This is a genomic window from Azoarcus sp. DD4, assembly GCF_006496635.1.
Classification (GTDB): Bacteria; Pseudomonadota; Gammaproteobacteria; order Burkholderiales; family Rhodocyclaceae; genus Azoarcus.
In genome coordinates this window covers 2,740,965-2,754,031 of sequence record NZ_CP022958.1, presented here as the reverse complement: position 1 = coordinate 2,754,031, position 13,067 = coordinate 2,740,965, and the positions used below count along the sequence as shown (strand labels likewise).

Below are 13,067 nucleotides of genomic sequence, written 5' to 3'. Positions count from 1 at the left end.
GTGCAGCTTCGCCATGCGATCCAGTGGTTTGCGCCAACCCCGGAGCCCAGGATGCCGATGAGCCCATCTTCAGAAGACAGACCCGCCGACGATGCGGGCGAACGCTTCATCGACGGCTATCTGGCCTACCTGCTCGCGCAGGCCAGCAGCCGGATTTCCCATGAGTTCCACCGCGAGGTGAATAGCGCCGGGCTGTCGGTGACCGAATGGCGGGTGCTGGCCAGTCTGGCCGGCAGTGCAGGCGAGAGCATAGGCGCGCTCAGTCAGCTGGCGCTGACCAAGCAGCCGACGCTGAGCAAGGTGGTGCAGCGCATGGAGAACGACGGCCTGGTCACGCGTACCCGCGTGCGCACCGACCGCCGTCAGACCGTCGTCCGGCTCACCCCCAAGGGCCAGCGTCTGACCGAAACCCTGCGCGAACGCGCCCAGCGCCACCAGCACGCGGTGCTGGAGCCGTTCGGCGCCGACAACGCACGCATGCTGCTGGCGATGCTGCGCGAGCTGCTGACCTTGCATCCGCCCGATCTTTCCGGCGACGGCGGCTACATTGGAGAGGAGCGCTGAGGCGACGAAAACGCATAGCCGCAATGAGCTTGTTGACTTAATAGTTTAGACATGAAATATTTCTCGCTAAATAAGCGATCCTATTTCATGCCTCGCGTCCGGTCCCGCACGAACCCGTCGGGCAGGCCGCAAGGAACAACCAGAGGAGCAACAGCATGCGCATCGTGTGTATCGGTGGTGGCCCGGCCGGGCTGTATTTCGCGATCCTGATGAAGAAGCTGAATCCGGCGCATCAGATCACGGTGGTCGAACGCAACAAGCCCTATGACACTTTCGGCTGGGGTGTCGTGTTCTCCGACGCGACCATGGACAACATGCGCGAATGGGACCCGGTGACGGCCGACGCCATCCAGGTCGCCTTCAATCATTGGGACGACATTGAGCTGCACTTCAAGGGCCGCACGATCCGCTCCGGCGGTCACGGCTTCGTCGGCATCGGCCGCAAGAAGATGCTCAACATCCTGCAGGAACGCTGCGAGGAGCTCGGCGTCGAGCTGGTGTTCGAGAAGGACGTCGATTCCGACCTGGAGTACCCGGATGCCGACCTCATCATCGCGTCCGACGGCATCAACTCCAAGATCCGCAACCGCTACAACGAAGTCTTCAAGCCGGACATCGTCACCCGCCCGAACCGCTATATCTGGCTGGGCACCAACAAGCTGTTCGACGCCTTCAACTTCATCTTCGAGAAGACCGAACACGGCTGGTTCCAGGCCCACATCTACAAGTTCGACGACACCACCACCACCTTCATCGTCGAATGCCCGGAACACGTCTGGCAGGCCCACGGCCTCGACAAGGCCGACCAGCAGCAATCGATCGAATTCTGCGAAAAGCTGTTCGAGAAGCACCTCGACGGCTTCCCGCTGATGACCAACGCCCGCCACCTGCGCGGCTCCGCCTGGCTCAACTTCCAGCGCGTGAAGTGCGAGCAGTGGCACCACTTCAACGGCAAGAGCCACGTCGTGCTGATGGGCGACGCGGTGCACACCGCCCACTTCGCGATCGGCTCCGGCACCAAGCTGGCGCTGGAAGACGCGATCGACCTCACCCGTTTGTTCAAGGAGCAGGGCGATGCGGTCGAGAACATCCCGGCGGTGCTGTCGCGCTACCAGGAAGTGCGCAACATCGACGTGCTGCGCCTGCAGAACGCCGCCTGGAACGCCATGGAGTGGTTCGAAGTCTGCGATGCGCGCTACTGCGATACGCTGGAGCCCGAGCAATTCATGTACTCGATGCTGACCCGCTCGCAGCGCATCTCGCACGAAAACCTGCGCCTGCGCGACGCCAAGTGGCTGGAAGGCTACGAGCGCTGGGTGGCCGAGAAGGCCGGTGTGCCGGTCGCCGCCGACCAGAACCCGCCGCCGCCGATGTTCACCCCGTTCAAGCTGCGCGGGCTGACGCTGGCCAACCGCGTCATCATGTCTCCGATGGCGATGTATTCCGCCGAGGATGGCGCGGCCAACGACTTCCACCTGGTGCATTTCGGCTCGCGCGCCCTCGGCGGCACCGGTCTGCTCTACACCGAGATGACCTGCGTTTCGGCCGATGCCCGCATCACCCCGGGATGCGCCGGCATGTACAAGCCCGAGCACGTCAATGCCTGGAAGCGCATCGTCGATTTCGTGCATGCCAATTCCAGCGCCAAGATGGGCCTGCAGCTCGGCCACGCCGGCCGCAAGGGTGCGACCAAGCTGGCCTGGGAAGGCATCGACCAGCCGCTGGAGTCCGGCGCCTGGGAGCTGATCTCGGCCTCGCCGCTGCCCTATCTGCCGAATTCGCAGGTGCCGCGCGAAATGAACCGCGACGACATGGACCGCGTCAAGGAAGACTTCGTGCGCGCCACCAAGATGGGTGCCGAAGCCGGCTTCGACATCCTCGAGTTCCACTGCGCCCACGGCTACCTGCTGTCGAGCTTCCTGTCGCCGCTGACCAATCAGCGCAAGGACGAGTACGGCGGCAGCATCGAGAACCGCGCCCGCTATCCGCTGGAAGTGTTCAAGGCGATGCGCGCGGTGTGGCCGGCCGACAAGCCGATGTCGGTGCGCCTGTCGTGCCACGACTGGTTCCCGGGCGGCAACACTGCCGACGACGCGGTGGCGATCGCGCGCCTGTTCAAGGAAGCCGGCGCCGACATCATCGACTGCTCGTCGGGCCAGGTGTGGAAGGGCGAGAAGCCGGTGTTCGGCCGCATGTTCCAGACCCCGTTCGCCGATCGCATCCGCAACGAAGTGGGCATCCCGACCATCGCCGTCGGTGCGATCTTCGAAGCAGACCATGTGAACAGCATCATCGGCGCCGGCCGTGCCGACCTGTGCGCGGTGGCCCGCCCGCATCTGGCGGACCCGGCCTGGACGCTGCACGAAGCTGCCAAGATCGACTTCAAGGGCCAGGCCTGGCCGAAGCAGTACCTGTCGGGCAGGGCGCAGTTCGAAACCAACCTCAAGCGCAGCTACGCGGCGCCTGGGAAGTAATCGAGCTCTCGACGGCTTGAGAGACTCGCGGTCTTGTTCCTCCCCTTCGGGAGGCTAGGAGGAGGGGGATGGGGTAGGAGGCAGCTCCGCGTAACCCCATCCCCACCCCAGCCCTCCCCTTGAAGGGGAGGGAGCAAATCGGGCCAGCCCGGTAGCCGGTGCCACGAGGCACCGTCGTTCGGCCGGCGGCGAGCGGTGCTCGCCGAAACCCCGTCCTCACCCCCTTGAAGGGGAGGGGGTAAAACCGAGCGCAGCTTGCTCGTGGTGGAGTGCTCCGACGTTGGGGCATCCCCCTATAAACCTCAGGAAGGTAGCGCAATGAACGCACCCACCGACAACAGCAGAGAGACCCATTCGCCGCTCGCCGGCCGCCACGCCGTGGTGACTGGCGCTGGCAGCGGTATCGGCGAGGCGATCGCGGTCGAACTCGCCCGCCTCGGCGCCACGCTGACGCTGGTCGGCCGCCGCGCCGAACCGCTGAATGCCACCCGCGACAAGCTGGCGGGGCAGGGCCACGGCATCGCGGTGGCCGACATCACCGACCACGCCGCCATCGCCGCCGCGCTGGCCGAAGCCGCCGCCGCGCGCGGTGCCATCGCCATCCTCATCAACAACGCCGGCGCCGCCAAGAGCGCGCCGCTCGCCAAGACCGAGCCGGCGCTGTGGAACGAGATGCTGACGGTGAACCTCACCGGCACCTACAACTGCACCCACGCCGTGCTGCCGGGCATGCAGGCCGCGCGCTGGGGCCGCATCGTCAACATCGCCAGCACCGCCGGCCTGGTCGGCTACGCCTACGTCTCCGCCTACTGCGCCGCCAAGCACGGCGTCATCGGCCTGACCCGCGCGCTGGCGCTGGAAGTGGCGAAGCAGGGCATCACGGTGAACGCGGTCTGCCCGGGCTACACCGACACCCCGCTGCTCGGCGGCGCGGTGGACAACATCGTCGCCAAGACCGGTCGCAGCAGCGACGACGCCAAGACCACGCTGGCCGCCAGCAATCCGCAGGGTCGCCTCGTGCAGCCGGAGGACGTCGCCCGCACCGTCGGCTGGCTGTGCCTGCCGGGGTCGGATGCGATACACGGGCAGTCGATTCCCGTCGCCGGTGGCGAGGTGATGGCCGGCTAAGAGCAGCACCAAACGAAATCGCTGGGGAGTCGCACCGACCGAGGTGAGCGTGCGGGATCTTTGTGGAGGGGCGAGGACTGTCTGAGCGAGCAACGCGAGCGCTCATTTGCGTACCCTCCGCCGCGCCGCGTAGCGGCAGCCCCGGAAGAAATATCCCGTGCGATCACCGGCAAGCGAGAGCCAGGCCAAACACTGCACAAGCCGCCACATAGCGGCAACCGAACCCAAAAATCAAGCCAGGAATGACAGGAGAGAGACCATGGCAGAACTTTCGATGAACGATCACAAGCGTCCGTTCAAGGACTACCAGGCCCGCCACTTCAAGTGGTCCTGCTCCGAAGACGGCCGCGTCGCCACCATCACGCTCAACCGCCCGGAGAAGAAGAACCCGCTCACCTTCGACTCCTACGCCGAACTGCGCGACCTCTTCAACAACCTCAAGTACGCCAGCGACGTGCGTACCGTGGTCATCCGCGGCGAAGGCGGCAACTTCTGCTCCGGCGGCGACGTGTTCGAAATCATCGAACCGCTCACCAAGATGAGCATGCCGGAACTCCTCGAATTCACCCGCATGACCGGCGATCTGGTCAAGACCATGCGGCGCGCCCCGCAACCCGTCATCGCCGCCATCGACGGCTTCTGCGCCGGCGCCGGCGCCATGGTCGCGCTCGCCGCCGACTTCCGCCTCGGCACGCCCGAAACCAAGACCGCCTACCTCTTCACCCGCGTCGGCCTCGCCGGCGCCGACATGGGCGCCTGCGGCCTCTTGCCGCGCATGATCGGGCAGGGCCGTGCCACCGAGCTGCTGATGACCGGCCGCGTGATGAGCGCCGAAGAAGGCCGCGACTGGGGCTTCTTCAGCGCGCTCCACGCCAGCGCCGAGCTCTTTGCCGAAGCCGACAAGCTCGCCCGCAACCTCGCCGACGGCCCCTGGTTCGCCCACACCATGACCAAGACCATGCTCAACCAGGAATGGGCCATGGGCATCGAGGAAATGGTCGAATCCGAAGCCCAGGCCCAGGCCATCTGCATGATGACCGGCGACTTCCGCCGCGCCTTCGAAGCCTTCGCCGCCAAGCAGAAGCCCAAGTTCGAAGGAAACTGAGCACGCCATGGACCGCTCCATCCTCGACCTGCCGTTCTACGGCCCCGAACACCGCCAGCTGTCGGACGCGATCTTCGAATGGGCATCGACCGCGATGCCCCACGTCGATCACCACGACACCGACAACGCCTGCCGCCAGCTCGTCGCCGCGCTCGGCAAGGCCGGTTTCCTGCGCTACGCGGTGCCGGCCGCCTACGGTGGCGCGCTCGCCGAACTCGATTCGCGCTCGCTCTGCATTGCCCGCGAAACGCTCGCCTACCACGACGGCCTCGCCGACTTCGCCTTCGCCATGCAGGGCCTGGGCACCGGCGCCATCACCTTGTCGGGCAGCGAAGAGATCAAGCGCCACGTGCTGCCCAAGGTGGCCGCCGGCGAATGGATTTCCGCCTTCGCGCTGACCGAACCGCTGGCCGGCTCCGACGTCGGCGCGATGAGCTGCGAAGCGCGCCTTGAAGGCGACCACTACGTCATCAACGGCGAGAAGACCTGGATCTCCAACGGCGGCATCGCCGATGTGTACTGCCTCTTCGCCCGTACCGGCGAGGCGCCGGGCACGCGCGGCATCTCCGCCTTCGTGGTCTATCCCGACATGCCCGGCTTCGAAGTCGCGGAGCGCCTGGACACGATCGCGCCGCATCCGCTCGCCCGCCTGCGCTTCACCGACATGAAGGTGCCGGTGGCCAACCGACTCGGCGCGCCGGGGGAGGGTTTCAAGGTGGCGATGCGCACGCTCGACATCTTCCGCGCCTCGGTCGCCGCCGCCGCGCTCGGTTTTGCCCGCCGCGCGCTCGACGAAGCCCTGAGCCACGCCCGCCAGCGGCCGATGTTCGGCCACACCCTGGCCGACTTCCAGCTGACGCAGGCCAAGCTCGGCGACATGGCCACCGACATCGAGGCCGCCGCGCTGCTTACCGCGCGTGCTGCCTGGCGGCGCGACGTGCAGAAGCTGCCGACCACCCGCGAAGCCGCGATGGCCAAGATGACCGCGACCGAAAACGCCCAGCGCGTCATCGACGCCGCCGTGCAGATCCACGGCGGGCAGGGCGTGCGTGTCGGCGTCAAGGTCGAATCGCTGTACCGCGAAATCCGCGCATTGCGCATCTACGAAGGCGCGACAGAAGTGCAGAAGCTGATCGTCGCCCGCGAGCTGTTGAAGTAAGCCTACCCCCAGCCCCGACCCTTACCCCTACGGAGCCGAACAGAGCATGAGCAAAGTCCAATTCAACTGGGAAGATCCCCTCAACCTCGACAGCCAGCTGACCGACGTGGAGCGCATGGTGCGCGACACCGCGCGCGCCTACTGTCAGGAAAAGCTGCTGCCGCGCGTGCAGGACGCCTTCCGTCACGAGCGCACCGACCGCGAGATCTTCAACGAGATGGGCGAACTCGGCCTGCTCGGCCCGACGATTCCCGAGCAGTACGGCGGCGCCGGCATGAACTACATCAGCTACGGCCTGATCGCCCGCGAAGTCGAACGCGTCGATTCCGGCTACCGTTCGATGATGAGCGTGCAGAGCTCGCTGGTGATGGTGCCGATCAACGAATTCGGCACCGAAGCCCAGAAGCAGAAATACCTGCCCAAGCTCGCCACCGGCGAATGGGTGGGCTGCTTCGGCCTCACCGAACCCAACCACGGCTCCGACCCCGGCAGCATGATCACCCGCGCGAAGAAGGTGCCCGGCGGCTACAGCATCTCGGGCGCCAAGATGTGGATCACCAACAGCCCGATCGCCGACGTGTTCGTGGTGTGGGCCAAGGACGACGAAGGCCAGATCCGCGGCTTCGTGCTGGAGAAGGGCTGGAAGGGTCTGTCGGCCCCGGCGATCCACGGCAAGGTCGGCCTGCGTGCGTCGATCACCGGCGAGATCGTCATGGACGAAGTCTTCTGCCCGGAAGAGAACGCCTTCCCCACGGTGCGCGGCCTGAAGGGCCCCTTCACCTGCCTCAACTCCGCCCGCTTCGGCATCGCCTGGGGCGCGCTCGGCGCCGCCGAAGCCTGCTACGAGACCGCCCGCCAGTACACCATGGACCGCAAGCAGTTCGGCCGTCCGCTCGCCGCCAACCAACTGGTGCAGAAGAAGCTCGCCGACATGCTCACCGAGATCACCCTCGGGCTGCAGGCTTGCCTGCAGGTCGGGCGGTTGAAGGACGCCGGCAACGCGCCGGTGGAGATCACCTCCATCATCAAGCGCAACTCCTGCGGCAAGGCCCTCGACATCGCCCGCGTCGCCCGCGACATGCTCGGCGGCAATGGCATTTCGGACGAGTTCTGCGTGGCGCGTCACCTGGTCAACCTCGAGGTGGTCAACACCTACGAGGGGACGCACGACATCCATGCGCTGATCCTCGGCCGCGCCATCACCGGCATCGCCGCGTTCGCCAACTGAGCACGGAGCCCGTCGTGACCCAGCACCCCGATTCCGATATGGCTCGCGAAGCGGCGCGTTTCGTCGTCGAGCGCCGCGTGCGCTTCGAGGACTGCGACCCGGCGGGCATCGTCTTCTTCCCCAACTACCTGCGCATGCTGAACAGCGTGGTGGAGGACTGGCTGGAATCCCTCGGCTATCCCTGGACCGAGCTGGTGAGCGTGCGCCGCATGGGCACGCCGACCGCCCAGCTCGACACCCGCTTCCTCGCGCCCTCGGTGTTCGGCGAGACCCTGCGCTGGCAACTGAGCATCGAAAAACTCGGCAATTCCTCGCTGGTCCTCAAGCACCTCGCCAGCGGCGAAGACAAGCCACGACTGAGTGCGCGACAGGTCATCGTCGCCACCTCGCTCGACAATCACAAATCGATCGCCTGGCCGGACGACGTCCGCAATGCGATTGCCCGTTTCATGGAGAACAGAGATGCATAAGACCCTGCAACCCGAAGGCTGGCTCGCCCCCAAGGGCTACGCGAACGGCATCGAAGCCCGTGGCCGGCAGATCTACGTCGGTGGCCAGATCGGCTGGAACGGCCAGTGCAAGTTCGAGAGCGACGACCTCGTCCAGCAGATTTTCCAGGCGCTTTCCAACATCCGCGACGTGATGGCGGTGGCCGGCGCCGGCCCGGAGCATATGGTCCGGATGACGTGGTACCTTAAGGACAAGAAGGAATACAACGCCCGCCTCAGGGAGATCGGTGCAGCCTACCGTGAGGTCATGGGCAAGAATTTCCCGGCGATGACCGCCGTCCAGGTTGCAGACCTCGTCGAGGACGAGGCCAAGGTCGAGATCGAGGTCACCGCCGTCATACCAGACTGAGAGGAAGGATGACAGACAAGGCTTACCTGCCCGGTGAGGGCGTGATCGTGGCCGGCCCCGATGCCGGCGTGCTCGAGATCCGGCTGGATCGTCCGCAGGCGAAGAACGCATTGTCGACGCCGCTGCTGCGCAGCATCGTCGCGCTGCTGGAGCAGGCGGAACACGACGACGCGGTGCGCTGCATCGTGCTCACCGGCGGCGACCAGGTGTTCGCCGCCGGCGCCGATCTGGCCGAGATGGCCGCCAAGGACATGCAGGCGGTGCTGCTCGAAGAGCGGCCGCGCCTCTTCGGCGCCATCGCGCGCTTTCCCAAGCCCATCGTTGCCGCGGTGTGCGGCTACGCGCTGGGCGGCGGCTGCGAGCTGGTGATGCATGCCGACATCGTCATCGCCGGCGAATCGGCGCAGTTCGGCCAGCCGGAGATCAACCTCGGCATCATCCCCGGTGCCGGCGGCACCCAGCGGCTGACCCGTGCGGTGGGGAAATCGGTGGCGATGAAGCTGGTGCTGGCGGGCGAGTTCATCCCGGCGCAGGAAGCGCGCGCCGCCGGGCTGGTGGCGGAAGTCGTCGCCGACGACGCCTGCATCGCCCGTGCGCACGAGCTGGCCGGCAAGATCGCCAAGAAGGCCCCGCTGGCGGTGCGGCTGGCCAAGGACTCGGTGCTGCAGGCCTTCGAGACGCCGCTTGCCGCCGGCCTGGCAATCGAGCGCCGCAACTTCGTGGTGCTCGCCGGCACCGACGACCGCAACGAGGGCGTCAGGTCCTTCCTGGAAAAGCGCAAACCGGTCTGGAAGGGGCGCTAAGCTCCGGAAAACGCGGGCACTGCATGAAGCGGCGCGCCCGCCGCCGGTCAGGGCCGGTGCGTGGCCCCCATCCGGTCCACATCACGCAGACTCATGATGGGCGCGTACATCACGTCGCCGATGTCGGGCGAACGCGCCCAGCCCAGCTGGACTTCACCGATGGCACGACGCGTCATCTTGCCCAGCCGCGTCGCCAGCATTGCGTCGGCGTATGGCGATTTGTCGTCGTCGGTCTGCAAGCGCGCAGTCGACACCACCGACACGCGCGAAATCGGGTCGTGCCAGGAGAACAGGAAACGGAACTGGCGCGAACGTGAATTGATGTCGCGGTTGCTCAGCAGCACATAGCTCGCATTCGGCGCCCGGTCGGGCAAGCCTGCCAGCATCGGCACGACCGCCGCAACGATGTCTTCCGCGGGATATTGCCGCGTGCCCGAGAAGGGCAGCACCCGGCGTGAGCTGAGCGGTGGCGCGCTCTTGATCCGCAAACCGAACTCGTCCGAAAACTGGCGCGCGAGCCTGCCGGCCTCGACCACGTTGAAGTCGTCGAGCGGAACGAGATAGACCGCCACCGGGCGTACATCCTCGACGACGGCGGGCGGCACCGTTTCATCCGATACCTGCAGTGGCGGCGAGGTCGCACAGCCGGCGGCGACCAGCAGCATCGCCGAGCCGAGCAGGCCCCGCAGCCTCATTGCTCACACTCCCCGGCACGCTCGGCGGCGGCCTGAACCACCTCCGCCAGCAACTCGCCGGCGGCAATCCATTCTTCGGCTTGCGGTAGCTGCCCGGAAGGCATGCCGGCATGCAGCTGTTCTAGCGGCGTTTTCGGGTTGTTGTCTGTCTGCGGCCCGCCAAACAAGGCGGACGCTTTGAACATGGTGCCGGCGAGGCGGATGGTCTTCATCGTGATTGCACTCCGTGCGGCGATATTGACCGCGAGGATAGTGCATTTGTCATTGCCTGACGACCCTTCCGGCATGTCATGTATCGGATGTCTTCTGCATCTCCTCGCTGGAGCTGTAGCGGGCTGTCTCGTCCACCAGCCATTGGCGGAAGTGAGTCAGCGCGGTGAGCTGGGCCTTGCGCTCCGGCACGATGAAGTAATACGCGCGTTCGCTCCGCTGGGCATGAGGGCAGGGCGTGATCAACAGACCCGCATCCAGCTCCTGGCGGATCAGGAAGGGCGGGATCAGTGCGACGCCGAGTCGGTGGATGGCTGCCTCGGCCAGCATGGAGAACAACTCCAGGCGTGGACCGCCCATATCTTGCGAAATACTCATACCGACCGACTCGAACCAGTGCCGCCAGGCGTAGGGGCGGGTGGTCTGCTGCAGCAGCGGCAATCCGGCGATCTCCGCCGGCGTCATGCCGGCCTTCACGCCGGCCAGTTGCGGGCTACAGACCGGCACCGGATATTCGCGCATGAGGAAGTGCGCCTCGGTACCCGGCCAGCCGGCGTCGCCGAAATAGATGGCGGCGTCGAACTCGGTCTCGTCGAACAGGAAGGGCCGGGTGCGGGTGCTCAGGTTTACCGTGACGTCCGGATTCCCGGCCAGGAAGGCGGGAAGGCGAGGCAACAGCCAGCGCGTAGCAAAGGTCGGCACGGTGGCGATTTCCAGCGTGGCGCCGCTGCCGCGGTGTGCCATCACCGACAGGGTGTCGCGTTCCACCGCATCGAGCCGCGCCGCAACCTTGCGGCTGTAGCTGATACCGGCTTCCGTCAAGCGGACGCCGCGCCGCGTGCGGCGGAACAGGGCGACGCCGAGAAAGTCCTCCAGCGCGGCGATCTGGCGGCAGATCGCGCTCTGGGTCAGCGCCAGTTCATCCGCGGCGCGGGTGAAGCTCTCGTGACGGGCGGCCGCATCGAAGGCCTGCAGCGCCGCGGTGCTGGGGATTTTTCTGCGCATGGTGTCCTTGACGTGCTGGTTTGGACCCGACTTTCCGTTCCCGCGGGCGGCCCAGACGTTTCGAAGTGAGTAAAGCGCACAGTTTACTTCCAAATACTCGTTTGCCGGCAGCTACGCGACTGCCTAAGATGGTCCTCGTTCGCGGCCCGCTGGCGGCCGCTCCCCGACAAGCAAAGGAGACAGCATGGCTTCCAACAAGGCGACCTTCGACTGGGCAGATCCGCTCTTCCTCGACAGCCAACTGACCGACGTGGAGCGCATGGTGCGCGACACCGCGCGCGCCTACTGCCAGGAAAAGCTGCTGCCGCGCGTGCAGGACGCCTTCCGTCACGAGCGCACCGACCGCGAGATCTTCAACGAGATGGGCGAACTCGGCCTGCTCGGCCCGACGATTCCCGAGCAGTACGGCGGCGCCGGCATGAACTACATCAGCTACGGCCTGATCGCCCGCGAAGTCGAACGCGTCGATTCCGGCTACCGTTCGATGATGAGCGTGCAGAGCTCGCTGGTGATGGTGCCGATCAACGAATTCGGCACCGAAGCCCAGAAGCAGAAATACCTGCCCAAGCTCGCCACCGGCGAATGGGTGGGCTGCTTCGGCCTGACCGAACCGAACCACGGCTCCGACCCCGGCAGCATGATCACCCGCGCGAAGAAGGTGCCCGGCGGCTACAGCATCTCCGGCGCCAAGATGTGGATCACCAACAGCCCGATCGCCGATGTGTTCGTGGTGTGGGCCAAGGACGACGAAGGCCAGATCCGCGGCTTCGTGCTGGAGAAGGGCTGGAAGGGGCTGTCGGCCCCGGCGATCCACGGCAAGGTCGGCCTGCGTGCGTCGATCACCGGCGAGATCGTCATGGACGAAGTGTTCTGTCCGGAAGAGAACGCCTTCCCGACGGTGCGTGGCCTCAAGGGCCCCTTCACCTGCCTGAACTCCGCCCGCTACGGCATCGCCTGGGGTGCGCTCGGCGCCGCCGAAGCCTGCTACGAAACGGCCCGCCAATACACCATGGACCGCAAGCAGTTCGGCCGTCCGCTCGCGGCCAACCAGCTGGTGCAGAAGAAGCTCGCCGACATGCTCACCGAGATCACCCTGGGGCTGCAGGCTTGCCTGCAGGTCGGGCGGTTGAAGGACGCCGGCAACGCGCCGGTGGAGATCACCTCCATCATCAAGCGCAACTCCTGCGGCAAGGCCCTCGACATCGCCCGCGTGGCCCGCGACATGCTCGGCGGCAACGGCATTTCGGACGAGTTCTGCGTGGCACGTCACCTGGTCAACCTCGAGGTGGTCAACACCTACGAGGGGACGCACGACATTCATGCGCTGATCCTCGGCCGCGCCATCACCGGCATCGCTGCTTTCAGCAACTGAGTACGTCCGGCGCGAGCTCAATTTCTTCGTCATATTCCTCTCGGCTTGGAGGAGGCAATAGAACTGCGACTCCAACGGCACCGTGTTCTGTCCGTGCCATAGCAACCAGGTATTGGCGGAGTGAGTGAGAGCTGCAGGAGGTTTTACTTCCCCCTTCAAGGGAAGGGCGGGGGTGGGGAAGGGGTTAAACCGAGCGCTCAACCCAAACCCATCCCCACCCTAACCCTCCCCTTGAAAGGGAGGGAACACACCGACGCACTTCCACGCGATGCCTCTCAATTAACCACAGGTTTGCTGTTCGCAGTTTCGGCCGCCGAATTTCCGCCGCCAGCGGTCGGGCGGGGTGTTTGTGGAGCCGGGCGAGGACTGTCTGAACGAGCGCAGCGAGTGAGTTCCGCAGCCCGGCGGAACAAATACCCCGCGCGAGGCGCCAGCCGATCCACAGGTTTTTTAACCCACCTAGAGC

At 65.9% G+C, this 13,067-nt stretch carries 13 protein-coding genes; 10 read left to right on the top strand and 3 right to left on the bottom strand.

The annotated features are described in order from the left end of the window. Positions 1-57 precede the first annotated feature (57 nt). From CJ010_RS12710 to CJ010_RS12670, 9 genes are all read left to right on the top strand, one after another. Positions 58-564, top strand: a complete 507-nt coding sequence (locus CJ010_RS12710) for a MarR family winged helix-turn-helix transcriptional regulator (protein ID WP_141018374.1) — start codon at positions 58-60, stop codon at positions 562-564. A gap of 155 nt (positions 565-719) precedes the next feature. Next, entirely contained in the window at positions 720-3,038 is a 2,319-nt protein-coding gene (locus tag CJ010_RS12705; protein ID WP_141018373.1) for a bifunctional salicylyl-CoA 5-hydroxylase/oxidoreductase, read from the top strand. Between the two features lie 318 nt (positions 3,039-3,356). Further along, positions 3,357-4,166 (top strand): SDR family NAD(P)-dependent oxidoreductase, encoded by an 810-nt coding sequence (locus CJ010_RS12700; RefSeq protein ID WP_141018372.1) that lies wholly within the window; start codon positions 3,357-3,359, stop codon positions 4,164-4,166. A 259-nt stretch (positions 4,167-4,425) separates the two neighbouring features. Further along, positions 4,426-5,271 carry an enoyl-CoA hydratase family protein gene (locus CJ010_RS12695; RefSeq protein ID WP_141018371.1) on the top strand — a complete coding sequence of 282 codons (846 nt, stop codon included), beginning with the start codon at positions 4,426-4,428 and terminating at the stop codon, positions 5,269-5,271. Between the two features lie 7 nt (positions 5,272-5,278). Then, complete coding sequence (locus CJ010_RS12690) at positions 5,279-6,430, top strand: acyl-CoA dehydrogenase family protein (protein WP_141018370.1); 1,152 nt, start codon at positions 5,279-5,281, stop codon at positions 6,428-6,430. A gap of 46 nt (positions 6,431-6,476) precedes the next feature. Beyond that, on the top strand, positions 6,477-7,658 hold the full coding sequence (locus CJ010_RS12685; RefSeq protein ID WP_141018369.1) for an acyl-CoA dehydrogenase: 1,182 nt from the start codon (positions 6,477-6,479) through the stop codon (positions 7,656-7,658). 14 nt (positions 7,659-7,672) lie between these two features. Then, a complete protein-coding gene (locus CJ010_RS12680; RefSeq protein ID WP_141018368.1) occupies positions 7,673-8,128 on the top strand; it encodes a thioesterase family protein in 456 nt (151 codons plus the stop codon). Further along, on the top strand, positions 8,121-8,516 hold the full coding sequence (locus CJ010_RS12675; RefSeq protein ID WP_141018367.1) for a RidA family protein: 396 nt from the start codon (positions 8,121-8,123) through the stop codon (positions 8,514-8,516). The genes CJ010_RS12680 and CJ010_RS12675 overlap by 8 nt, the downstream gene beginning before the upstream one ends. A gap of 8 nt (positions 8,517-8,524) precedes the next feature. Then, positions 8,525-9,319 (top strand): enoyl-CoA hydratase-related protein, encoded by a 795-nt coding sequence (locus CJ010_RS12670; RefSeq protein WP_141018366.1) that lies wholly within the window; start codon positions 8,525-8,527, stop codon positions 9,317-9,319. A gap of 47 nt (positions 9,320-9,366) precedes the next feature. Here CJ010_RS12670 and CJ010_RS12665 read toward each other — a convergent pair whose 3' ends face one another. The 3 genes from CJ010_RS12665 to CJ010_RS12655 all read right to left on the bottom strand — a co-directional run bounded on the left by CJ010_RS12665 (position 9,367) and on the right by CJ010_RS12655 (position 11,229). Further along, entirely contained in the window at positions 9,367-10,014 is a 648-nt protein-coding gene (locus CJ010_RS12665; protein ID WP_141018365.1) for a hypothetical protein, read from the bottom strand. After that, positions 10,011-10,226: a hypothetical protein gene (locus CJ010_RS12660; RefSeq protein ID WP_141018364.1), complete on the bottom strand. Its 216-nt coding sequence runs from the start codon at positions 10,224-10,226 to the stop codon at positions 10,011-10,013. Before CJ010_RS12660 ends, CJ010_RS12665 begins: the two co-directional genes overlap by 4 nt. 76 nt (positions 10,227-10,302) lie before the next feature. Then, positions 10,303-11,229: a LysR family transcriptional regulator gene (locus CJ010_RS12655; RefSeq protein WP_141018363.1), complete on the bottom strand. Its 927-nt coding sequence runs from the start codon at positions 11,227-11,229 to the stop codon at positions 10,303-10,305. Between the two features lie 184 nt (positions 11,230-11,413). On the opposite strand from CJ010_RS12655, the gene CJ010_RS12650 reads away from it, so the two are divergent. After that, the gene (locus CJ010_RS12650; protein ID WP_141018362.1) at positions 11,414-12,601 is read left to right on the top strand and encodes an acyl-CoA dehydrogenase; all 1,188 of its coding nucleotides are present in this window, start codon (positions 11,414-11,416) and stop codon (positions 12,599-12,601) included. Positions 12,602-13,067 lie beyond the last annotated feature (466 nt).

What these genes read in the sequence shown, in the direction of transcription:
- CJ010_RS12710 (WP_141018374.1), top strand. Translation starts at nt 58, where the DNA reads ATGAGCCCATCTTCAGAAGACAGACCCGCCGACGATGCGGGCGAACGC.
- CJ010_RS12705 (WP_141018373.1), top strand. Translation starts at nt 720, where the DNA reads ATGCGCATCGTGTGTATCGGTGGTGGCCCGGCCGGGCTGTATTTCGCG.
- CJ010_RS12700 (WP_141018372.1), top strand. Translation starts at nt 3,357, where the DNA reads ATGAACGCACCCACCGACAACAGCAGAGAGACCCATTCGCCGCTCGCC.
- CJ010_RS12695 (WP_141018371.1), top strand. Translation starts at nt 4,426, where the DNA reads ATGGCAGAACTTTCGATGAACGATCACAAGCGTCCGTTCAAGGACTAC.
- CJ010_RS12690 (WP_141018370.1), top strand. Translation starts at nt 5,279, where the DNA reads ATGGACCGCTCCATCCTCGACCTGCCGTTCTACGGCCCCGAACACCGC.
- CJ010_RS12685 (WP_141018369.1), top strand. Translation starts at nt 6,477, where the DNA reads ATGAGCAAAGTCCAATTCAACTGGGAAGATCCCCTCAACCTCGACAGC.
- CJ010_RS12675 (WP_141018367.1), top strand. Translation starts at nt 8,121, where the DNA reads ATGCATAAGACCCTGCAACCCGAAGGCTGGCTCGCCCCCAAGGGCTAC.
- CJ010_RS12670 (WP_141018366.1), top strand. Translation starts at nt 8,525, where the DNA reads ATGACAGACAAGGCTTACCTGCCCGGTGAGGGCGTGATCGTGGCCGGC.
- CJ010_RS12665 (WP_141018365.1), bottom strand. Translation starts at nt 10,014, where the DNA reads ATGAGGCTGCGGGGCCTGCTCGGCTCGGCGATGCTGCTGGTCGCCGCC.
- CJ010_RS12660 (WP_141018364.1), bottom strand. Translation starts at nt 10,226, where the DNA reads ATGAAGACCATCCGCCTCGCCGGCACCATGTTCAAAGCGTCCGCCTTG.
- CJ010_RS12655 (WP_141018363.1), bottom strand. Translation starts at nt 11,229, where the DNA reads ATGCGCAGAAAAATCCCCAGCACCGCGGCGCTGCAGGCCTTCGATGCG.
- CJ010_RS12650 (WP_141018362.1), top strand. Translation starts at nt 11,414, where the DNA reads ATGGCTTCCAACAAGGCGACCTTCGACTGGGCAGATCCGCTCTTCCTC.